At 69.4% G+C, this 20,055-nt stretch carries 20 protein-coding genes; 11 read left to right on the top strand and 9 right to left on the bottom strand.

Going from position 1 to position 20,055, the window contains the following annotated elements; genetic code table 11:
• Positions 1 to 14 precede the first annotated feature (14 nt).
• On the top strand, positions 15 to 884 hold the full coding sequence (locus DQP58_RS15460; protein WP_112709194.1) for a patatin-like phospholipase family protein: 870 nt from the start codon (positions 15 to 17) through the stop codon (positions 882 to 884).
• A 30-nt stretch (positions 885 to 914) separates the two neighbouring features.
• On the opposite strand, the gene DQP58_RS15455 is transcribed toward DQP58_RS15460, so the two are convergent.
• Positions 915 to 1,985: a patatin-like phospholipase family protein gene (locus tag DQP58_RS15455; RefSeq protein ID WP_205869438.1), complete on the bottom strand. Its 1,071-nt coding sequence runs from the start codon at positions 1,983 to 1,985 to the stop codon at positions 915 to 917.
• A 99-nt stretch (positions 1,986 to 2,084) separates the two neighbouring features.
• Positions 2,085 to 2,474, bottom strand: coding sequence for a lipoprotein LpqV (locus DQP58_RS15450; RefSeq protein ID WP_112709207.1), 390 nt, complete (start codon positions 2,472 to 2,474; stop codon positions 2,085 to 2,087).
• A gap of 181 nt (positions 2,475 to 2,655) precedes the next feature.
• On the opposite strand from DQP58_RS15450, the gene DQP58_RS15445 reads away from it, so the two are divergent.
• Both DQP58_RS15445 and DQP58_RS15440 read left to right on the top strand, forming a co-directional pair.
• Complete coding sequence (locus DQP58_RS15445; RefSeq protein WP_112709192.1) at positions 2,656 to 3,261, top strand: cysteine dioxygenase; 606 nt, start codon at positions 2,656 to 2,658, stop codon at positions 3,259 to 3,261.
• Entirely contained in the window at positions 3,258 to 3,695 is a 438-nt protein-coding gene (locus DQP58_RS15440) for a rhodanese-like domain-containing protein (RefSeq protein WP_112709191.1), read from the top strand. Before DQP58_RS15445 ends, DQP58_RS15440 begins: the two co-directional genes overlap by 4 nt.
• 11 nt (positions 3,696 to 3,706) lie before the next feature.
• Here DQP58_RS15440 and DQP58_RS15435 read toward each other — a convergent pair whose 3' ends face one another.
• From DQP58_RS15435 to DQP58_RS15425, 3 genes are read right to left on the bottom strand one after another with little or no spacing between them, the layout of a single operon-like run.
• Positions 3,707 to 5,497, bottom strand: coding sequence for an alpha/beta hydrolase (locus DQP58_RS15435; protein ID WP_112709190.1), 1,791 nt, complete (start codon positions 5,495 to 5,497; stop codon positions 3,707 to 3,709).
• A 9-nt stretch (positions 5,498 to 5,506) separates the two neighbouring features.
• Positions 5,507 to 6,289, bottom strand: coding sequence for an enoyl-CoA hydratase (locus DQP58_RS15430; protein WP_112709189.1), 783 nt, complete (start codon positions 6,287 to 6,289; stop codon positions 5,507 to 5,509).
• Between the two features lie 13 nt (positions 6,290 to 6,302).
• A complete protein-coding gene (locus DQP58_RS15425; RefSeq protein WP_112709188.1) occupies positions 6,303 to 7,340 on the bottom strand; it encodes an enoyl-CoA hydratase/isomerase family protein in 1,038 nt (345 codons plus the stop codon).
• A gap of 226 nt (positions 7,341 to 7,566) precedes the next feature.
• Here DQP58_RS15425 and DQP58_RS15420 point away from each other — a divergent pair, with 226 nt between their 5' ends.
• Positions 7,567 to 8,418, top strand: coding sequence for a Bax inhibitor-1/YccA family protein (locus DQP58_RS15420; RefSeq protein WP_112631970.1), 852 nt, complete (start codon positions 7,567 to 7,569; stop codon positions 8,416 to 8,418).
• Between the two features lie 206 nt (positions 8,419 to 8,624).
• Here the strand turns inward: DQP58_RS15420 and DQP58_RS15415 are convergent, their stop codons facing one another.
• Complete coding sequence (locus tag DQP58_RS15415; RefSeq protein ID WP_112709187.1) at positions 8,625 to 9,842, bottom strand: acetyl-CoA C-acetyltransferase; 1,218 nt, start codon at positions 9,840 to 9,842, stop codon at positions 8,625 to 8,627.
• A gap of 92 nt (positions 9,843 to 9,934) precedes the next feature.
• On the bottom strand, positions 9,935 to 10,897 hold the full coding sequence (locus DQP58_RS15410; RefSeq protein WP_112709206.1) for an SGNH/GDSL hydrolase family protein: 963 nt from the start codon (positions 10,895 to 10,897) through the stop codon (positions 9,935 to 9,937).
• Between the two features lie 243 nt (positions 10,898 to 11,140).
• Between DQP58_RS15410 and DQP58_RS15405 the strand changes: the two genes are divergently transcribed.
• From DQP58_RS15405 to DQP58_RS15390, 4 genes are all read left to right on the top strand, one after another.
• Positions 11,141 to 12,208, top strand: coding sequence for an alpha/beta hydrolase fold domain-containing protein (locus DQP58_RS15405; protein WP_112709186.1), 1,068 nt, complete (start codon positions 11,141 to 11,143; stop codon positions 12,206 to 12,208).
• Between the two features lie 51 nt (positions 12,209 to 12,259).
• Positions 12,260 to 13,678 carry a cystathionine beta-synthase gene (locus tag DQP58_RS15400; RefSeq protein ID WP_112709185.1) on the top strand — a complete coding sequence of 473 codons (1,419 nt, stop codon included), beginning with the start codon at positions 12,260 to 12,262 and terminating at the stop codon, positions 13,676 to 13,678.
• 120 nt (positions 13,679 to 13,798) lie between these two features.
• A complete protein-coding gene (locus tag DQP58_RS15395) occupies positions 13,799 to 14,530 on the top strand; it encodes an RDD family protein (protein ID WP_112709184.1) in 732 nt (243 codons plus the stop codon).
• Positions 14,531 to 14,541: 11 nt separating this feature from the next.
• Positions 14,542 to 15,714 (top strand): cystathionine gamma-synthase, encoded by a 1,173-nt coding sequence (locus DQP58_RS15390; protein WP_112709183.1) that lies wholly within the window; start codon positions 14,542 to 14,544, stop codon positions 15,712 to 15,714.
• A gap of 251 nt (positions 15,715 to 15,965) precedes the next feature.
• Here the strand turns inward: DQP58_RS15390 and greA are convergent, their stop codons facing one another.
• Positions 15,966 to 16,460 (bottom strand): transcription elongation factor GreA, encoded by a 495-nt coding sequence (gene greA / locus DQP58_RS15385; protein WP_066997513.1) that lies wholly within the window; start codon positions 16,458 to 16,460, stop codon positions 15,966 to 15,968.
• Between the two features lie 220 nt (positions 16,461 to 16,680).
• Positions 16,681 to 17,115, bottom strand: coding sequence for a DUF4307 domain-containing protein (locus DQP58_RS15380; protein WP_112709182.1), 435 nt, complete (start codon positions 17,113 to 17,115; stop codon positions 16,681 to 16,683).
• Between the two features lie 114 nt (positions 17,116 to 17,229).
• Here DQP58_RS15380 and mca point away from each other — a divergent pair, with 114 nt between their 5' ends.
• From mca to DQP58_RS15365, 3 genes are all read left to right on the top strand, one after another.
• Entirely contained in the window at positions 17,230 to 18,102 is an 873-nt protein-coding gene (mca, locus tag DQP58_RS15375) for a mycothiol conjugate amidase Mca (protein ID WP_112709181.1), read from the top strand.
• Positions 18,099 to 18,410, top strand: coding sequence for a hypothetical protein (locus tag DQP58_RS15370; protein WP_112709180.1), 312 nt, complete (start codon positions 18,099 to 18,101; stop codon positions 18,408 to 18,410). The genes mca and DQP58_RS15370 overlap by 4 nt, the downstream gene beginning before the upstream one ends.
• Positions 18,397 to 20,055: thioredoxin domain-containing protein (locus tag DQP58_RS15365; RefSeq protein WP_133259377.1), on the top strand; the 1,659-nt coding region annotated here is incomplete at its 3' end. The genes DQP58_RS15370 and DQP58_RS15365, both read left to right, overlap by 14 nt.

Genomic DNA, 20,055 nt, shown 5'->3' with positions numbered 1-20,055 from the left:
GCAAGGTAGACGACGTGACAACCAAACGCGCCCTGGTGCTGGCCGGTGGGGGAATAGCGGGAATCGCCTGGGAGACAGGTGTTCTGCGAGGCATTGCCGACGAGTCACCCGCGGTGGCCCGGCTGCTGACCGAGTCGGACGTGCTGGTCGGGACCTCGGCGGGCTCGGCGGTCGCCGCGCAGCTGAGTAGCGGCCGCACCCTGGACGAGCTGTTCGACCGCCAGGTCGCCGAGTCGTCGGCCGAGATCGATTCGGGGGTCGACATCGAGGCGATCACCGAACTGTTCCTGACGGCCCTAGGGGAGCCGTACGAGGAGTCGCTGGACAGGACCCGCCAACAGATGCAGCGGATCGGGGCCGTCGCGCTGGCGACCAAAACCGTTCCCGCGCCGGTGCGCCGGGACGTGATCGCGCACCGCCTGCCGTCGCACGCCTGGCCGGACCGCGACTTGCGGCTCACCGCGATCGACGTCGCCACCGGCGAGCTGACCGTCTTCGACCGCGACGCCGGTGTCGACCTGGTCGATGCGGTGGCGGCCAGCTGCGCGGTGCCCGGGGCCTGGCCGCCGGTGACGATCGGCGACCGCCACTACATGGACGGCGGCGTGGCCAGCTCCGTCAACCTCGTGGTGGCCGCCGACTGCGACACGGCGGTGGTGCTGGTGCCCTCCGGCATCGACGCGCCCTCGCCGTTCGGTGCGGGGCCGGCCGCCGAGGTCTCGGCGTTCCCCGGCGCGGCCTTCGCCGTATTTGCCGATGCCGATTCGCTGGCCGCGTTCGGACCCAACGCCCTGGATCCGGACTGCCGCATCCCGTCGGCGGTGGCCGGACGCGAGCAGGGCCGCCGCGAAGCCGCCGCCATCGCCCGCTTCCTGGGCGCGTGAATGCGCTTGGCGCAACGACATTGAGACGTTTCAGCGCTCGATCGCGGGCGGGGCCTCCGGGTCGTCCTCGACGTCCAGCGCGTCGAGCGCCTCGTTCGCCAGCGCCCGCCCGGCTTCGATGACCTCCACCGCCCGGTGGAATTCCAGGGCCCGGCAGGTCGAGCGCGGGACCTCGATGAGCAGGTCGGGCGGGTAGACCGCCAGGGTGTGACGCGCCAGCGCCGCCTGGGCGATGTCGATGGTCCGGTTCATCACCTCGAAGCTGCCCAGCTTGGGCACGTCGGATCCGGCGCCGGGTAGTTCGTCGGCGTCGTCGTCGGCGGCGGGCCGCTCGTCATCCGGGGCGTCCGACCAGCCCTCGGCCTCTCCGCTCGGCCCGCCCAGCCTGCTCAGCACCGCCCGCGCCGTCGGCCGATCCAGCAGCGAACGGGCGGCGGCGGTGTCGAGCAGCGCGGAGGTGCTGCGCACCATGCGGGTCAACCACTCGACGGTGGCGCCGGGCTCCGGCTCGCGGTTGCCGATCGCCTCGCTGCCGGACAGGCTCACCGCGATGGTCAGATCGGCGTTGACCGCGGCGAGCGGGGCCATCGGCAGCGGATCCAGGATGCCGCCGTCGGCGAGCAGCCGCCCGTCGACCGCATGGGGGGCGATCACCCCGGGGATGGCGATGGACGCGCGGATCGCCTCGTCGAGGGGGCCGCGCTGAAACCACACCGACTTACCCGCCAACAGGTCGGTGGCCACCGCGGTGTACGGGATGGGCAGGTCCTCGATGGCGACCGGGCCCAGGATGTCGCGCACCGCGTCCAAGATCTTGCCGGCCCGCATCACACCGGCCGCGCTGATGGACGGGTCCAGTAGCCGCAGGATGGTGCGCTGGGTCAGCGACTTCGCCCAGTCGGCGAACTCGTCGAGCCGCCCGGCCGCCTGCAGGGCGCCGACCAGGGCGCCCATTGACGAGCCGGAGACGCCGACCACCTGGTAGCCGCGCGCCGCCAGGGCCTCGATCACCCCGATGTGGGCGTAGCCGCGGGCGCCGCCGCTGCCGAGCGCGAGTGCCACCCGGGTCGGTGCTGATCGACGCGGAACTTCGTCAGGCACCCCTCCATTTTGCGCGGGAGCGGGCGGTGACCGGGCGGCCAGGCCAGTTTTTTCAGCCGTGATCCCAATTACGCGGCGGCGCGCACCCCGGGCGCGGCGCTACCCGCATTCGTTGTTGGCGGCCGCCCGCGCGGCGACGATCACGGCCGCCTGCCGGGCCGGGGTCAGCTTCGACCAGGGCGCGTTCCAGCTGCCCGCGGTGCCCGTCGGTGCCGCCTGCACCATCGACAGATAGGGCTCGAACAGCGACGCACCGGTCTTGGGCTGGGCGTCCATCCACTGCTGCGCGGCGTGACAGGCCTGGTAATACTCCTCTTCGGTGGAGTCCGCGGGCACATCGACCCTGGTCGTCACGCCCGCGGGGGACAGGCCGACCGAACCCGGGGGCGCCGAACCGGGGCCGTTGGGGATGCCGGACGGCCGCGCCGACGAGGACGAGGGAGCACCGGTGGGCGCGCCGTGCGAGCACCCCGTGGTCGTCAGGGCCATGGCCACCACGAAGGTCGCCACCACAACCGCGCCCCATCGCCGGGACCGATCACCGCACCAGCGCACGGTCTCAATCTATGCAACACTTGCGGCCGTGATGGAGCGCTTCGGATTTTGCGAGTGTTGTCGGCCGTAACACGCCGCCGCTTGCCCTTTCCGTTTTCGCCCTGGAGCTCCCCTGATGTCTGTGCCCGTAGCCACCGACGCTGCCCTGCGCCCCCGCACCCTTTCCGCCCCGTCCGCCGGTCCGACCCGGCTGCGCGTGCCCGATCTGCTCTACGCCACCGACCGGGCCGCCGATGATGTGCTCAGCGGGCGCTGCGATCACCTGTTGCCGGCGGGTGGCATACCGCAGTCGCGGCGCTGGTTCACCCGCATCCACGGCGACGAGGAGCTCGACGTCTGGCTGATCAGCTGGGTGCCCGGGCAGCCGACCGAACTGCACGACCACGGCGGATCGCTGGGGGCGTTGACCGTCCTGTCCGGATCGCTCAACGAATACCGTTGGGATGGAAGGGCTTTGCGACGTCGTCGGCTCGACGCCGGCGATCAGGCCGGGTTCCCGTTGGGCTGGGTGCACGACGTGGTCTGGGCGCCCCGCCCGGTGTCGGCGCCCGTCGCGCTGCCGGGCGCGGGGGTGCCGGGCGCCGCGCCGGTGCAGCCGACGCTGAGCGTGCACGCCTACTCGCCGCCGCTGACCGCGATGTCGTACTACGAGATCACCGACCGCAAGACGCTGCGCCGCGAACGTACCGAACTGACCGACCAGCCGGAAGGATCGCCATGAGCCGCATCGACGTCGTCCTGAGATCAGCCCGGCGCCGGTTTCGCCGGCTGCCCGCCGTGGAAGTGCCCGACGCGGTGCGCCGCGGCGCGGTGCTGGTCGACATCCGGCCGCAGGCCCAGCGGTTTCGCGAGGGCGAGGTGCCCGGGGCCCTGGTGATCGAACGCAACGTGCTGGAGTGGCGCTGCGATCCCACCAGCGAGGCCAGGCTGCCCGAGGCCGTCGGCGACGACGTCGAATGGGTGATCCTGTGTTCGGAGGGCTACACGTCCAGCCTGGCCGCGGCCGCGCTGCTGGACATCGGCCTGCACCGCGCCACCGACGTCATCGGGGGCTATCACGCGCTGGCCGGCGCCGGCGTGCTGAGCGAGCTGGCGGGGGGCCGGGTCGATCCGGTGTTCGCGGACACCGGGTCGACCGCCCGCCGCTGGCTCTAGATCGTCTCGCCTTAGGCCGTCTCGTCCGAGTGCAGCAGCGGGCGCAATTTCGCGGTTTTGTCCGGCGTCCAGCCGGGCGGTGACAGCACGGCGGCCCAGCCGTCGGCGACGTCGGCGACGTAGCGGTGGCCATGGCCATCGGGGACATCCACCGCCACGGCCATGTCGGCCGACACCTGGAGGAAGGTCACGACCGGAATCCAGCGGGTCTGCGGCAGCACGTCATAGCCACGCGGTTCGTTCAGCCAGTCGGGCTTGCTGAACAACAGGTCGGGCGTCCACCAGGCGATGGGATCCGACGCGTGCTGCAGGTACACCACCCGCGGGTGGTCCCACGGCGCGTCGGGACGCGTCAAATTCCTTGCGCGAGCGACGAATCGGACGTACTTCCCGTCCTGGTAGATCGGCAACCACTCCGGCGACCCGCCGTCACGGGTCGACGTCAGATCGGTCCAGATGGTGTTCTTGAAGGTCGGCCCGCTGAACAACGCCCCGTCGGTGCGCGCCAGCACGTTGTTCAGGCTCAAGAACGGCGCCTCGCCGCCGAACGATCCCAGGCTCTCGCCGAACACCACGAGCTTGGGCCGCTGGGCTTCGGGCAGCTGGCGGATCAGCTTGTCGACGGCCTCGAACAGAGCCTGCCCGGCGTGCCGGGCGTTCTCCTTGTCCACCAGGAACGACAACCAGCTCGGCAGGAAGGAGTACTGCATGCTCACGATCGCGGTGTTGCCGTTGTACATGTATTCCAGCGCCGAGGCTTCCGCCTCGTTGATCCAGCCGGTGCCGGTGGTGGTGCCCACCGCGACCACGGCGCGCCGCAATCCGCCGGTGCGCGCCAGCTCCTGCGCCGCCAGCTCGGCGGCGGCCGTGATGCCCTTCGACGAGTCCAGTCCGGCGTAGGCGCGGATGGGCTCGATGGCCGGGGCTCCGTTGAAGGAGGCGAGCTGCTCGACCGTTGGGCCGCCCTCGACGAAGATGCGACCCTCGCGGCCCAACGACTCCCAGGACACCAGGGACTGCGGACCGCCGGATCGCAGCGGGGTCTTCGGGGGAGCGGTGTCGGGATTCATCTCCTCGTTGGCCGAGGCGAAGGTGTGGTTCATGGTCCGCATGGCGAACTTGAGCACCACGCCGTTGAGCAGAGTGATGCTCAGGACCACCAGCGTGACGACCACGATGGTGGCCGAGAGCCGAAACGGTGCGAACCGGTCAACCTGGTCGACCAAGACCCTGACCAGCCAGCGGGTGAATTGGCCCAGCTCGACCACCGCAAACAGCACCACCAGCGACAGCACCCCGGCCAGCGGGTAGTCGTACCACTGAAGATGCGCCACGCCCATCAGGTCGCGCACGTCGTCCTGCCACACGTGGAACCAGATCGCCATGAGGACCTGGCCCACCACGCCGATCGGGATCAGCACCTTCCACGCCCAGCCCGGCGGCGCCGGGCTGTGATCCTTTTCGCGCATGAAGCGCACCAGCCAGACCACGAATACGCCCAGGCCATAACCGATCGCGCCGGAGAGCCCGCTGACCAGACCCTGGAACAGTGGGCCGCGCGGCAGCAGCGACGGTGTGAGCGAAAGCCAGATGAAGACCAGGCCCACCGTGGTTCCGGTGAACGTGTAATGCCGTACCCACCAGGGCTTTTCGGTCCACGGTAGGGTGGGAGCGGCGCGACCGAATCGCGGTGCGGCCACCGGTGCCGGCGCGGCGTCCGGCTCGGCTCCCGCGGACTCCTCGACGTCGTCGGTCGGGAGGTGAGCTGCCTCGGTGTTGGTCGCGGAAACCCGTTCGCTCATGTACGCGTCCTAGCGGTGGGTGAAGTTCGGCGGGCGCTTCTCGACGAAGGCCGCCATCCCTTCTGACTGATCCTGCGTCGCGAATGTTGAGTGAAAGAGCCTGCGCTCGTAGAGAAGTCCTTCGGCCAGCGTCGACTCGAACGCGCGGTTGACGGCCTCCTTGGCCATCCTGGCAGCCGACCGCGACATCTGCGAGATGGTGGTCGCGACGGCCTTGGCCTCGGTCAGCAGGTCGTCGGCCGGCACCACCCGCGACACCAGACCGCTGCGTTCGGCTTCTTCGGCGCCGATGGTGCGGCCGGTCAGGATAAGGTCCATGGCCTTGGCCTTGCCGATGGCGCGGGTCAGCCGCTGCGAGCCGCCCATGCCCGGCAGCACACCGAGTTTGATCTCGGGCTGGCCGAATTTCGCTGTGTCGGCGGCGATCAGCACGTCGCACATCATGGCGAGCTCACAGCCACCGCCCAGCGCGTGGCCGGCGACCGCGGCGATGGTGGGGGTGCGGATGGCGGCGAGCTTGCTCCACGGGGCGAAGAAGTCGGCGCCGAAGGCGTCGGCGAAGGACAGCTCGGCCATCTCCTTGATGTCGGCGCCGGCGGCGAACGCCTTGGCCGAGCCGGTGATGATGATCGCCCCGATACCGGGATCGGCGTCGAAATCCGCTGCCGCGCTGGTTACTTCGATCATCACCTGGGTGTTGAGCGCGTTGAGGGCCTTCGGCCGATTCAGGGTGATGATGCCGACGCGGTCGTCGCGTTCGACGAGGATGGTCTCGTAAATCGCCTCTGTCATCCAAACCGCCTTTCTAGAAACTCAAGTCGTCGTCGACCGGGGTGAAATACGCCTCGACGTCGGCCGCGGTGACCGCGGACAGCTCCGCCGGGGACCACTTCGGGTTGCGATCTTTGTCGATCAGCTGTGCGCGGATGCCCTCCACCAGATCGTGTGAGCGCAGCGACGCCGACGACACCCGATAGTCCTGCACCAGAACGTCTTTGAGCGTTTCGAGGCCGGCCGCACGCCGCACCGCCTGCAGGGTCACCGACAGCGCTATCGGGGAGCGGGTGGCGATCAGGTCGGCGGCGTCCTCGGCCGGGCCGGCGCCGTGCGCGCGAAGCGCGGCGACGATGTCTTCCACCGTGTCGCCGGAGAAGCAGTCGTCGATCCAATCACGTTGCGCGGCAATCTCGCTGGGCGGCGGTTCGACGGTGTACTTGTCCAGCGCGCGCTCCACGCCGTCCGTGATCACCGCGCGGCGGAACGCCTCGACGTCGCCGTGCGGGACGTAGTGGTCGGCGAAGCCCATCGCGATGGCGTCGGCTCCGGAGAACGGCGCCCCGGTCAGCGCGGCGTGCAGGCCCAGCCCGCCGGGCGCCCGCGACAGCAGGTAGACCCCGCCGACGTCGGGGATGAAGCCGATGCCGACCTCGGGCATGGCGATCTTGGAGGTGTCGGTGACCACCCGGGTGTTCGCGTGTGCGCTGACGCCCACGCCGCCACCCATCACGATGCCGTCCATCAACGCCACGTAGGGCTTGGCGAACCCCGCGATCGCGGCGTTGAGCAGATACTCGTCGCGCCAGAAGCGACGCGCCTCGACCCCGTCCTTGCGCGCGCTGTGATAGATGGACACCACGTCGCCGCCGGCGCACAGCCCACGTTCACCGGCGCCCGAGAGCACCACCGCGCGCACCGCGTCGTCGTCGGCCCAGTCGGTGAGGATGGCGGTCAGCGCGTCCACCATCTGCTGGTTCAGCGAGTTGATCGCCTTGGGCCGGTTGAGCGTGATCAAGCCGACGCTTCCCTCGACTTCGGTGAGCACCTCATCGGATCCGTCGGTCACGCCCTCGCCTCCTCACACCGGTCCAGCCTCGAGGAAGAAATCTAGATCGTCACGACCGGCGCAGTACCCGCGGGTAAGGGTTATCTTTAACGCGACGACAACGGCGGAGGCTATATACAGCCGGAAATACACCGGAAAACGCCCAGGTCCGCTGGGAACCAGGGCACGATGCCGATCGTTGAGATTGTGTTCGCACAGCTCGAAGCCAATTAGAGAGGATCCGACGGTGCGGGAGACAAGCAACCCGGTATTTCGTTCGCTGCCTAAGCAGAGGGGCGGATACGCACAATTCGGCACGGCCGCGCCCCCGATGCAGGGGTATGGGGCCGACCCTTACGCGGCTCCCTACGCGGCCCCGTACCAGGAGGCCAAAGCTTCGCGTCCGCTGACCATCGACGACGTCGTCACCAAGACCGGCATCACGCTGGCCGTGCTGGCGATCTCCGCCGTGGTCTCCTACTTCCTGGTCGCCCGCGACGTGGCGCTGGCCATGCCGCTGGCCCTGATCGGCGGGTTGGGCGGCCTGGTCCTGGTCCTGGTGGCCACCTTCGGCCGCAAGCAGGACAACCCGGGCATCGTCTTGAGCTACGCCGTGCTCGAGGGCTTGGTGCTGGGCGCGATCTCGTTCGTCTTCGCCAACTTCTCGGTGTCCAACGCCAACGCGGGGGCGCTGATCGGTGAGGCGGTCCTGGGCACCTTCGGGGTGTTCTTCGGCATGCTCGTCGTCTACAAGACCGGCGCGATCCGGGTGACGCCCAAGTTCACCCGCATGCTGGTGGCCGCGATGTTCGGCGTGCTGGCCCTGATGCTCGGCAACTTCGTGTTGGCGATGTTCCACGTCAACGGCGGCACCGGCCTCGGCCTGCGCAGCGGCGGCACCGTGGCCATCATCTTCTCGCTGGTGTGCATCGCGATCGCGGCGTTCAGCTTCCTGATCGACTTCGATGCGGCCGACCAGATGGTCCGCGCCGGCGCGCCGGAGAAGGCGGCATGGGGCATCGCCCTGGGCCTGACCGTGACGCTGGTGTGGCTGTACATCGAGATCCTGCGACTGCTGAGTTATCTGCAGAACGACTAGCTCTCGTCAACGAAAAGACCGGCACGCCCCCTTGGCGTGCCGGTCTTTTCGTGTTGGACGCTTCCGCGTGCGAGCGCTTTCGTGTGCAGTGCCGCCGTTGAGTGTGCAGCGGCGGCGGGGTTACTCGGCGTGTCGTCGCCCAGGCTTCACACGCGTCGCCCAGGGTTCACACTCGCGGCGCCGGGCGCCCAGTCGACGAGCAGCGGCTAGCTCAGCCGCTCGATCACCATCGCCATGCCCTGGCCACCGCCGACGCACATGGTCTCCAGGCCGAACGTCTTGTCGTGCGTCTGCAGGTTGTTGAGCAGCGTGGTGGTGATGCGTGCGCCGGTCATGCCGAACGGGTGGCCCAGCGCGATCGCCCCACCGGACACGTTCAGCTTGTCCTCGTCGATGCCCAGCTCACGAGCCGAACCCAGCACCTGGACGGCGAACGCCTCGTTGATCTCGAACAGGTCGATGTCGCTGACCGACAGGTTGGCCCGCGCCAGCGCCTTCTTGGTCGCCTCGATCGGGCCCAGGCCCATGATCTCCGGGGACAGGCCGCTGACCCCGGTGGACACGATGCGCGCCAGCGGCGTCAGGCCGAGTTCCTTGGCCTTGGCGTCGCTGGTGATCACCACCGCGGCAGCGCCGTCGTTGAGCGGGCACGCGTTACCGGCGGTCACCGTGCCGTTGGGCCGGAACACGGGCTTGAGCTGGCTGATCTTCTCGTAGGTGGTACCGGGGCGGGGGCCGTCGTCGACGCTCACCGTGGTGCCGTCGGGCAGGATCACCGGGGTGATCTCCCGCTCGAAGAATCCGCTCTTGATCGCCTCCTCGGCGCGGTTCTGACTGCGCACACCCCAGTGGTCCTGGTCTTCGCGGCTGATCCCGGTCAGCAGCGCGACGTTTTCGGCCGTCTGCCCCATCGCGATGTACACGTCGGGCACGTTGCCGTCGGCGCGCGGGTCGTGCCACTCGTCGGCGCCCTCGGCCGCGGCGGCCGACCGCTCCTGGGCCTCGCCGAACAGCTCGTTCTTGGTGTCCGGCCAGGAGTCGGCGCTGCCCTTGGCGAAGCGGGACACGGTCTCCACACCCGCGGAGATGAAGGCGTCGCCCTCGCCGGCCTTGATCGCGTGAAAGGCCATCCGGGAGGTCTGCAGCGACGACGAGCAGTATCGGTTGACGGTGGTGCCTGGCAGGAAGTCGTAGCCGAGTTCGACGGCGATGACCCGCGCCAGGTTGTATCCGGATTCGCCGGCGGGCTGGCCGCAGCCCAGGATCAGGTCGTCGATCTGGTGAGGGTTCAGCGCGGGCACCTTGTCGAGCGCGGCGCGCACGATCTGGACGGTCAGGTCGTCGGGGCGCATGTTGACCAACGACCCCTTCATCGCGCGGCCGATCGGCGAGCGAGCGGTTGAGACAATGACGGCTTCAGGCATGGTTGTTCCCTTCAGATCCCTGCAGATCCCGCTGATGGGGCTGGCTCGCTTGGCACCGGGTGGTGGGTCCGCTCCGACCGGCGACAACAAATCTAGTCGCTGCCGACCTCGGGGCACGAAGACGGGGCAGGTCCGGTCGCCGGACGCCGCCACAGCCGCGACATGACACTGCTGCGGGTGTGCCGCTGACCGAGCACCGGTGCCGCGGCGGGCACCGGCGGGCTCAGCGGTGGACGCTCGACTTCCCCGCCCAGCGCGTCGCAGAGGGCGAGCAGCAGCGCGTCGGCCGCCAGCGCATAGGCGGGTGCCGACGGGTGGTAGCCGTCGGCGGAGAACATGGCTTCGGGTGTCGCACGGAATTGCGGGGCCATCAGCTGCGCCAACGGCACCGGCACGCCGCCGGCTGACCGGACCGCCGCGGTCTGGGCGCGGGCCAGCTGCAGGCAACGCTCGTGCGCTAGCGACCGCAGCGGCTGCGGAATGGCGCTGATGAATCCGAGGTCCGGGCAGGTGCCGACGATCACCACGGCGCCGCGGGCGCGCAGCTTGCGGACGGTCAGCGCCAGCCGCTGCGCCGACTGGCTGATGCCGTTGAGCGCGGTCACGTCGTTGGCGCCGACCATGATGACGGCAATGTCGGGCGGCGGGCCGGCCACGAACATAGCGTCGACCTGCCCGCACACCCCCTTGGAGGTGGCCCCGACAATCGCCTTGGTGCTCAACCGGATTCGTTTGCCGGTCTGCTCGGCCAGGCCCCGGGCGATCCGCACCCCGGGCACTTCGTCGGCGCTCATGCAGCCGTATCCGGCGGCGGTGGAGTCGCCGAAGATCATCAGGTGCGAGTCGACCGCCATGCCGCGGTGCCACCGCTGCACCGGCCCGCCCCCGCGCTCGTACACGCCGTCCGCGCGGGGCGGGATGTCCCAGGACTTCGGAATGATCGTGCGCGCGTGAGTGGCCTGGCCGACCAACAGACTGCGTGCCCCCAGGTAGGCGGTTCCTGTTGAGGCCAGCGCGCCCGCTGTGGCCAGGGCGATCGCCGAACGGCGTGGCACCCGCATGGTCACGCAATCGATTTTAGAGCGGCTTCGACGTTCGCGCGGGCGGCTGGAAAACGAACCGATCACGGTGGCGAACCAAAACTGGTATCAAATCAGCAATTTCCTACGTTGCACTAAGCAACCGCTGTCAAGCTGAAGACAAGGGATGGCTGAGCGCCTTGGCAAACGGCTGAACCAGACGCTCGGTCTCCTCGTCACATGCTGTATCGCACTACAACGGCGTAGGAAGTGTTGAGCATGACCGCACCTAGCAAGGAATCGGGGTCGTCGGCAAATACCGCTCGGCCACATGACGTCCTCAAGGCCCGCCGAGCGCAGGCGCGCAAGTTCGCGATCAGCGACGGCGCGCCCGTCGAGGTCCTGGAGTCCGGGCCCAGCGTGGCCGCGCGACTGGCCAACCTCACCTCACGGCTGACCATCCGGCCGATCCTGTCCGTCGGCAGTCACGTCCCCAACCTGCCATGGCCCTGGGGTCTCATCGACCTCACGGCCCGGGTGCTGATCCCCACGTCGGCCACCGTCCGCGAGACCATCAAGTTGCCCCACGCCTCGGCGCAGCTGGTCCGCGCGCCCGGGGTGCTGCCCGCCGACGGCAGCCGCCGCGTGATCGTCTACTTGCACGGCGGCGCGTTTCTGACCTGCGGGGCCAACTCCCACGGCCGGCTCGTCGAAGCCCTGTCCAAGTTCGCCGACTCACCCATCCTGGTGGTCAATTACCGTCTGCTGCCGAAGAATTCGGTCGGGATGGCGCTCGACGACTGCCACGATGCCTACCGATGGCTACGCCGGCGCGGGTACCAGCCCGACCAGATCGTGCTGGCCGGTGACTCCGCCGGCGGATACCTCGCGCTCACCCTGGCCCAGCGCCTGCAGGAGGAGGGCGAGGATCCCGCGGCGCTGGTAGCGATCTCGCCGCTGCTGCAGCTGGCCAAGGAACCCAAGCAGGCCCACCCCAACATCGAGACCGATGCCATGTTCACGGCCGGGGCGTTCGATGCGCTCGCCGAGCTGGTGGCGACGGCGGCCGGGAAGAACATCGTCGACGGGAAGCCCGAAGAGATCTACGAGCCGCTGGACCACATCAAGCCGGGCCTGCCGCGCACGCTGATCCACGTGTCGGGCTCCGAGGTGCTGCTGCACGACGCCCGCCTGGCGGCGAGCCGGCTCGCCGCGGTGGGCGTGCCCGCCGAGCTGCGGGTGTGGCCCGGACAGGTCCACGACTTCCAGTTGGCCGCGCCCATGGTTCCCGAGGCGATGCGCTCGCTGCGCCAGATCGGCGACTACATTCGCGAGGCCACGGAGTAGACGCCGCACAGCCGTTGTGCGCCGCGCGAATCCGCCTGAGACGATGAACGCATGCGGATCGCTCAGCACATCAGTGACCTCATCGGCGGCACACCGCTGGTGCGGCTGAACTCCGTCGTCCCCGACGGCGCCGGCATCGTGGCGGCCAAGGTCGAATACCTCAATCCCGGTGGCAGCTCGAAGGACCGGATCGCGGTCAAGATGATCGACGCCGCCGAAGCCAGCGGGCAGCTCCGACCGGGCGGCACCATCGTCGAACCCACGTCGGGCAACACCGGCGTCGGGCTGGCCCTCGTCGCTCAGCACCGCGGTTACAAGTGCGTGTTCGTCTGCCCCGACAAGGTCAGCGAGGACAAGCGCAACGTGCTGATGGCCTACGGCGCCGAGGTCGTGGTGTGCCCCACCGCCGTACCGCCCGACCACCCGGACAGCTACTACAGCGTCTCCGACCGGCTGGTCACCGAGATCGACGGCGCCTGGAAGCCCGACCAGTACGCCAACCCGGAAGGCCCGGCCAGCCACTACGCGACCACCGGCCCGGAGATCTGGGCCGACACCGACGGCAAGGTCACCCACTTCGTCGCCGGCATCGGCACCGGCGGGACGATCACCGGCGCCGGCCGCTACCTCAAAGAGGTGTCCGGCGGCCGACCGGAAGGGCCAGTGCGCATCATCGGCGCCGACCCCGAAGGGTCGGTGTATTCCGGCGGCACCGGCCGGCCCTACCTGGTGGAGGGCGTCGGTGAGGACTTCTGGCCGCAGGCATACGACCGGACGGTGCCCGACGAGATCATCGCGGTGTCCGACTCCGACTCGTTCGACATGACCCGGCGGCTGGCCCGCGAGGAAGCGATGCTGGTCGGCGGGTCGTGCGGCATGGCGGTGGTCGCCGCGCTCAAGGTCGCCGAGCAGGCCGGGCCCGACTCGATCGTGGTGGTGTTGCTGCCCGACGGCGGGCGGGGCTACATGTCCAAGATCTTCAACGACGCGTGGATGTCGTCGTACGGCTTCCTGCGCACCCGCCTGGACGGCTCCACCGAGGAGGCCAGGGTCGGCGACGTGCTGCGCGGTAAATCCGGCGCCCTGCCCGACCTGGTGCACACCCACCCGTCCGAGACGGTGCGCGACGCCATCGGCATCCTGCGCGAGTACGGGGTATCCCAGATGCCGGTCGTGGGGGCCGAGCCGCCGGTGATGGCGGGGGAGGTGGCCGGCAGCGTCTCCGAACGCGAACTGCTGTCCGCCGTCTTCGAGGGCCGGGCGAAATTGGCCGACGCGGTCGCGCAGCACATGAGCCCACCGCTGCCGATGATCGGCGCCGGCGAACTGGTCAGCGCGGCCGGCAAGGCGCTGCGCGATTGGGATGCGCTGATGGTGGTCGAGGAGGGCAAACCGGTCGGGGTCATCACCCGGTATGACTTGCTGGGCTTCCTCTCCGACGGGCCGCGGGGGTTGTCCGGGCGCCGCTAGCTTTCGGTGCCGCGCGTGGCCTCGGCGCGCGCCGCGCGTCTCGTCCGGCCTCGAGGCGCTCGGGTACTGTTTCCGCTGTCCCAGCCAGGGGTCCAGCTGACCCGGAGTGGAAGGTTGCCCATGACCGATCAACCGCCCGGCGGCGTTTACCCGCCACCTCCGTCGTCGCCCGAGTCCTCGGGTGGGCACCAGCCGCCATCGGGGGGGCAGGAGATTCCGCCTCCGCCGCCGCCATCCGGCGGCGCGTCCTATCCGCCGCCCCCGCCGCCGCCCGGCGGCTCCTACCCCCCGCCCCCGCCGTCGGCCGGCGGCTACGCGCCGCCGCCACCCGGGCCGGCGATCCGCACGTTGCCGACGGAAAAGTACACGCCGTGGCTGACCCGCGCGCTGGCCTTCGTCATCGACATCCTCCCGTACGTCGTGGTGCACGGCATCGGCACCGCGATCCTGGTCGCCACCCAGCAGACCGCCTGCATCACCGACGTCACTCAGTACTCGGTCAACCAGTACTGCGCCACCCAGAACTCGACCGTCGGCATGGTGGCGCAGTGGCTGGCGTCGATCATCGGACTGTTCTATTTGATCTGGAACTACGGCTACCGGCAGGGCGCCACCGGTTCGAGCGTCGGCAAGTCGGTGCTGAAGTTCAAGGTGGTCAGCGAAGTCACCGGTCAGCCGCTGGGCTTCGGGATGTCGGTGGTGCGCGCGCTGGCACACTTCGTCGACGCGATCATTTGCTTCATCGGTTTCCTTTTCCCGCTGTGGGATTCGAAGCGCCAGACGCTGGCGGACAAGATCATGACGACGGTGTGCCTGCCCATCGACGGCGCCGAGAGGCCGGCCGTCACCTAGGCTGAGCGTCGATGAGCGACGACGCGCACCACGAGTTCACCGGACTGGCCACCAAAGCGATCCACGCCGGCTATCGGCCGGACCCGGCGACCGGCGCGCTGAACGCGCCGATCTACGCCAGCAGCACCTTCGCCCAGGACGGCGTCGGCGCCCTGCGCGGCGGGTTCGAATACGCGCGCACCGGCAACCCGACCCGGACCGCACTGGAAGCCGCGCTGGCCGCCGTCGAAGAGGGCGCCTACGGGCGGGCCTTCGGGTCGGGCATGGCCGCCACGGACTGCGCCCTGCGCGCGGTGCTGCGGCCCGGCGACCACGTCGTCATCCCGAACGATGCATACGGCGGCACCTTCCGCTTGATCGACAAGGTCTTCACCCAGTGGAACGTCGAGTACACCCCGGTCGCCCTGCATGAGCTGGACGCCGTCGCCGCCGCGATCACGCCGCGAACCCGGCTGATCTGGGCGGAAACGCCGACCAACCCGCTGCTTTCGATCGCCGACATCGCCGCCCTGGCCGAGCTAGCGGCCAAGCAGGGCGCAAAAGAACGAGTAAAGGTGTTGGTGGACAACACGTTTGCCTCGCCCGCGCTACAGCAGCCGTTGCCGCTGGGCGCCGACATCGTCCTGCACTCGACCACCAAATACATCGGTGGACACTCCGACGTGGTGGGCGGTGCGCTGGTCACCAACGACAAGGAGCTGGACGAGGCGTTCGCGTTCCTGCAGAACGGGGCGGGCGCGGTGCCCAGCCCGTTCGACGCCTACCTGACCATGCGCGGCCTGAAGACCCTGGTGCTGCGCATGCAGCGGCACAGTGAGAACGCTTCGGCCGTTGCGGAATTTCTCGCCGGGCATCACGCGGTGAGCGCGGTGCTCTATCCCGGCCTGCCCTCACACCCCGGCCACGAGGTCGCCGCGCGACAGATGAGCGGCTTCGGCGGCATGGTTTCGGTCCGCATGCGCGGCGGCCGCGAGGCCGCCCGCGACCTGTGCGCCAAGACCCGGGTGTTCATCCTGGCGGAGTCCCTGGGTGGGGTGGAGTCGCTGATCGAGCACCCCAGCGCCATGACGCATGCGTCGACGGCCGGATCGCAATTGGAAGTCCCCGACGATCTGGTGCGCCTGTCGGTCGGCATCGAAGACATCGCCGACCTGCTGGCCGACCTGGAGCAGGCGCTGGCCTAGTGGCGATCGCGAGCGCGGCGACGCCGGGCGAAGCGGGTCGCCACCGTCTGGCTAGTGGCGATCGCGAGCGCGGCGACGCCGGGCGAAGCGGGTCGCCACCGTCTGGGTAGTGGCGATCGCGAGCGCGGCGACGCCGGGCGAAGCGGGTCGCCACCGTCTGGGTAGTGGCGATCGCGAGCGCGAATGCCCTGTTAGCCGGGCACACGTGCTATCGCGCCCGGCTGGCCGGGCGCTCGCCTAAACGCGGCTGGCTAGGAGTGGTAGGGCTCCGCGCTGACCAGCGTGACCTCGACGGTGTTGCCGTTGGGCACCACGTAGCTGCGGGTCTCGCCCTCCTTGGCGTCGATCAGCGCGCCGCCCAGCGGTGAGTTGGGCGAGTAGACCTCGAGCTTGCCGTCGTTGACGCCCTCCTGGCGGGTGGCGATCAGGAAGGTCTCCGTGTCGGACTTGTCGCCGTTGTAGTAGACCTTGACCACCGAACCGGGCAGCGCGACGCCGGACTGCTTGGGCGCCTCGCCGACCTTGGCGTTGTTGAGCAGGTCCTGCAGCTGGCGGATGCGGGCCTCCTGCTGGCCCTGCTCCTCGCGGGCGGCGTGGTAGCCGCCGTTCTCGCGCAGGTCGCCCTCCTCGCGGCGGTCATTGATCTCCGCGGCGATGACCGGACGATTCGCGATCAACTGGTCGAGCTCGGCCTTGAGCCGGTCGTGTGACTCCTGGGTCAGCCAGGTCACGGAAGTGTCCGTCATCTCGTCGTGCTCCTCGTATGTTGTTCCGCGAGTCCGCGTTGAGTCCTGTTAGCTCCGCCGCCCGGTGTGCGCGGGTGCCTCCCCGTGTGCTGCCGCTCCGTTTTGCTCACGTCCGCTAATGCAGCAACACGGTCCCAACCGGAACCGTGCATTCACCCATGTTACCACCGCGCAAACAGTTGATGACCCCATATTCGCAGTTCGCTGTGGATCTCCGAGGTCACGCCGGGCGCAGGTAGGCGGGCACGTCGGTGCCGCAGCCATAGATGTCGGCGACCACCGGCGGCTCGAAGGATTTCACCGTCGTGGTCACCTGCACGGTGGCGGCATCCGACGGCGGGACCAGCAGTTCCCGGCGGCCCGTCTCGCTGCCGTCCTTCGACCGGACCCGCACGATGCAGTCCACCGGCCGCGACGGATCCGAACGCGTCACGCTGATCGTTATCGACGCCGTCTGGTCGTCGATCACCCGATAGCCGGCCGTCGTCCCCTTGACGTCGCTGGTGCCAAACCGGTGATAACCGATGACGGCAACGACGAGTCCGGCTGCCACGACCAGCGCGCCCAGCGTGACGATCAGCCACCGCCGGGGGACGCGCGACGGCCGGGAGCGCCCGTAGCGGGCCTCCGGACGAGGAATCGGGGCTTCGGTCATGGCTGATTTTGCCTGGTGGTGGGCTGCCCGGCACCGGCCGACAGCATGCAACGAACTCGGAACTGGAATTATAGGGTCAGACCGGGCGACCACCAGAAGTGACAAAGGGAGCACGTGAGCGAATTGCGGTTGATGGCGGTGCACGCCCACCCCGACGACGAGTCCAGCAAGGGCGCGGCCACGCTGGCCCGTTATGCCGACGAAGGCCATCGCGTCCTGGTGGTGACGTTGACCGGCGGTGAGCGCGGCGACATTCTCAACCCGGCGATGGACCTGCCGGAGGTGCACGGACACATCGCCGAGATCCGCCGTGACGAGATGGCCAAGGCCGCCGAGATCCTCGGCGTCGAGCACACCTGGCTGGGTTTCGTCGACTCCGGATTGCCCCAGGGCGACCCGCCGCCGCCGTTGCCCGAGGGCTGTTTCGCGCTGGTGCCGCTCGAGGAGTCGGTCGAGGCGCTGGTCCGGGTGGTCCGCGAGTTCCGCCCGCACGTGATGACCACCTACGACGAGACCGGCGGCTACCCCCACCCCGATCACATTCGCTGCCACCAGGTTTCGGTGGGCGCGTACGAGGCGGCCGGCGATTACCGGCGCTTCCCCGACGCCGGCGAACCGTGGTCGGTGTCCAAGCTCTACTACAACCACGGGTTCCTACGGGCCCGAATGCAGCTGCTGCACGACGAGGCCATCAAGCACGGTCAGGAGCCTCCGTTCAAGAAGTGGCTCGAGCACTGGGACGCCGCGCACGATCCGTTCGAGTCCCGGGTGACCACGCGGGTCGAATGCTCGGCGTACTTCAGCCAGCGCGATGACGCGCTGCGGGCGCACACCACCCAGATCGACCCCGACCACGACTTTTTCGCCGCTCCGATCGCCTGGCAGCAACGGCTGTGGCCCACCGAGGAATTCGAGTTGGCCCGCTCGCGGGTCCCGGTGTCGCTGCCCGAGGACGACCTGTTCGCCGGGATCGAGAGCGACGCGTGAACCACCTCTTCCTCGTCGTGACCGCCGCCGGCTGGCAAGCCGACGGCCCCCCACACCACACCGGCCCCGACTTCGGCAAGGCCAGCCCGGTCGGGCTGCTCATCGTCGTATTGCTGGTGATCGCCACGCTGTTTCTCATCCGGTCGATGAACCGGCAGCTGAAGAAGGTGCCGGAATCGTTCGATCCCAAGCACCCGGAACCGGACCAGGCCGCCGACGAGGGCACCGACACGGTCGGCCCTTCCACCACCCAGGACGACGGGGGCGGCCCGCCGCGCGCCGCGGGACCCGGCGATGAGCCCGGCTGACCCGGCAGCGACGAATACCCTTGGGCTGGCGACCAGTCCATACCTGCGCCAGCACGCCGACAACCCCGTGCACTGGCAGCAATGGACCCCCGAGGCGCTGGCGGCCGCCGCCGAGCGCGACGTGCCGATCCTGCTCTCGGTGGGCTACGCCGCCTGCCATTGGTGCCACGTCATGGCGCACGAATCGTTCGAAGACGTCGACGTCGCCGCCGCGATGAACGCCGGGTTCGTCTGCATCAAGGTCGACCGTGAGGAACGCCCGGACATCGACGCGGTGTACATGAACGCCACGGTCGCGCTGAACGGGCACGGCGGTTGGCCGATGACGTGCTTCCTGACGCCGGATGGGCGGCCCTTCTTCTGTGGCACCTATTATCCGAAAGAGGGTTTCCTGCAACTTCTTTCGGCCGTCTCGACCACCTGGCGGGAGCGCCGTGGCGAGGTCGAGGAGGCCTCCGACCGCATCGCCGGCGAGTTGCGCCGGCTCTCGTCCGGTCTGCCGGGCGGTGGTCCGTCGATAGCGCCGCAGCTGTGCGACCACGCCGTCGCCACGGTGCTCGAGGACCGCGACGCGGTGCACGGCGGGTTCGGCGGTGCGCCCAAGTTCCCGCCGTCGGCGTTGCTCGAGGCGCTGCTGCGCCACTTTGAGCGCACCGGCTCGCCGGAGGCGCTTACGGCGGTGACCCACACCGGCAACTCGATGGCCCGCGGCGGGATCTTCGACCAGCTCGGCGGCGGCTTCGCTCGCTACAGCGTCGACAACGCCTGGGTGGTACCGCATTTCGAGAAGATGCTGTACGACAACGCGTTGCTGCTGCGCGCCTACGCGCACTGGGCCCGGCGCACCGCGGACCCGCTGGCGCGCCGGGTCACCGCGGCGACCGCTCGGTTCCTGCTCGTCGAGCTGGCCGACGGTGAAATGTTCACCTCGTCGCTGGACGCCGACGCCGACGGCCGCGAGGGTTCGACCTATGTCTGGACACCGGCGCAACTCAACGAGGTGCTCGGGCCCGACGACGGTCCTTGGGCGGCAAGCGTTTTCGCGGTCACCGAGGGCGGTACGTTCGAGCATGGCACCTCGGTGCTGCAGGCCCCCGCCGATCCCGAGGACTCGCAGCGGCTGGAGCGCGTGCGTGCCGCGCTGCTGACGGCCCGCCTCGCCCGGGTCCAGCCCGGGCGTGACGACAAGGTTGTCACCTCCTGGAACGGCCTGGCGATCACCGCGTTGGCCGAGGCCAGCGTGGCGCTGGACGAACCCGAATTGGCGCACGCGGCAATGCGTTGCGCGCGAACGCTGCTGGGTTTGCACGTCGTTGACGGCCGGTTGCGACGCGCCAGCCTGGGCGGGGTGGTCGGCGACAGCGCCGCCATCCTCGAGGATTACGCGATGCTGGCCACCGGCCTGCTCGCGCTGTACCAGCTGACCGCCGAGGACACCTGGCTGACCGCGGCCACCCACCTGCTCGACACCGCCCTGGCCCATTTCGCCGATCCGCAGCGGCCCGGCCGCTGGTTCGACACCGCCGACGATGCCGAGCAGTTGGTGCTGCGGCCGGCCGACCCGCTGGACGGGGCGACCCCGTCGGGGGCGTCGTCGATCACCGAGGCGCTGCTGACCGCGGCGCACCTGGTCGACGGCGACCGG

It is taken from the genome of Mycobacterium colombiense, from assembly GCF_003284975.1.
Classification (GTDB): Bacteria; Actinomycetota; Actinomycetes; order Mycobacteriales; family Mycobacteriaceae; genus Mycobacterium; species Mycobacterium europaeum_A.
The sequence above is the reverse complement of the archived record's forward strand: the minus strand, read 5'-3'. Positions and strand labels throughout refer to the sequence as shown.

Excerpts from the sequence above, each read along its gene's own strand:
- DQP58_RS15450 (WP_112709207.1), bottom strand. The coding sequence starts at position 2,474 with ATGGCCCTGACGACCACGGGGTGCTCGCACGGCGCGCCCACCGGTGCT.
- DQP58_RS15445 (WP_112709192.1), top strand. The coding sequence starts at position 2,656 with ATGTCTGTGCCCGTAGCCACCGACGCTGCCCTGCGCCCCCGCACCCTT.
- DQP58_RS15440 (WP_112709191.1), top strand. The coding sequence starts at position 3,258 with ATGAGCCGCATCGACGTCGTCCTGAGATCAGCCCGGCGCCGGTTTCGC.
- DQP58_RS15435 (WP_112709190.1), bottom strand. The coding sequence starts at position 5,497 with ATGAGCGAACGGGTTTCCGCGACCAACACCGAGGCAGCTCACCTCCCG.
- DQP58_RS15430 (WP_112709189.1), bottom strand. The coding sequence starts at position 6,289 with ATGACAGAGGCGATTTACGAGACCATCCTCGTCGAACGCGACGACCGC.
- DQP58_RS15415 (WP_112709187.1), bottom strand. The coding sequence starts at position 9,842 with ATGCCTGAAGCCGTCATTGTCTCAACCGCTCGCTCGCCGATCGGCCGC.
- DQP58_RS15405 (WP_112709186.1), top strand. The coding sequence starts at position 11,141 with ATGACCGCACCTAGCAAGGAATCGGGGTCGTCGGCAAATACCGCTCGG.
- DQP58_RS15400 (WP_112709185.1), top strand. The coding sequence starts at position 12,260 with ATGCGGATCGCTCAGCACATCAGTGACCTCATCGGCGGCACACCGCTG.
- DQP58_RS15395 (WP_112709184.1), top strand. The coding sequence starts at position 13,799 with ATGACCGATCAACCGCCCGGCGGCGTTTACCCGCCACCTCCGTCGTCG.
- DQP58_RS15390 (WP_112709183.1), top strand. The coding sequence starts at position 14,542 with ATGAGCGACGACGCGCACCACGAGTTCACCGGACTGGCCACCAAAGCG.
- greA (WP_066997513.1), bottom strand. The coding sequence starts at position 16,460 with ATGACGGACACTTCCGTGACCTGGCTGACCCAGGAGTCACACGACCGG.
- DQP58_RS15380 (WP_112709182.1), bottom strand. The coding sequence starts at position 17,115 with ATGACCGAAGCCCCGATTCCTCGTCCGGAGGCCCGCTACGGGCGCTCC.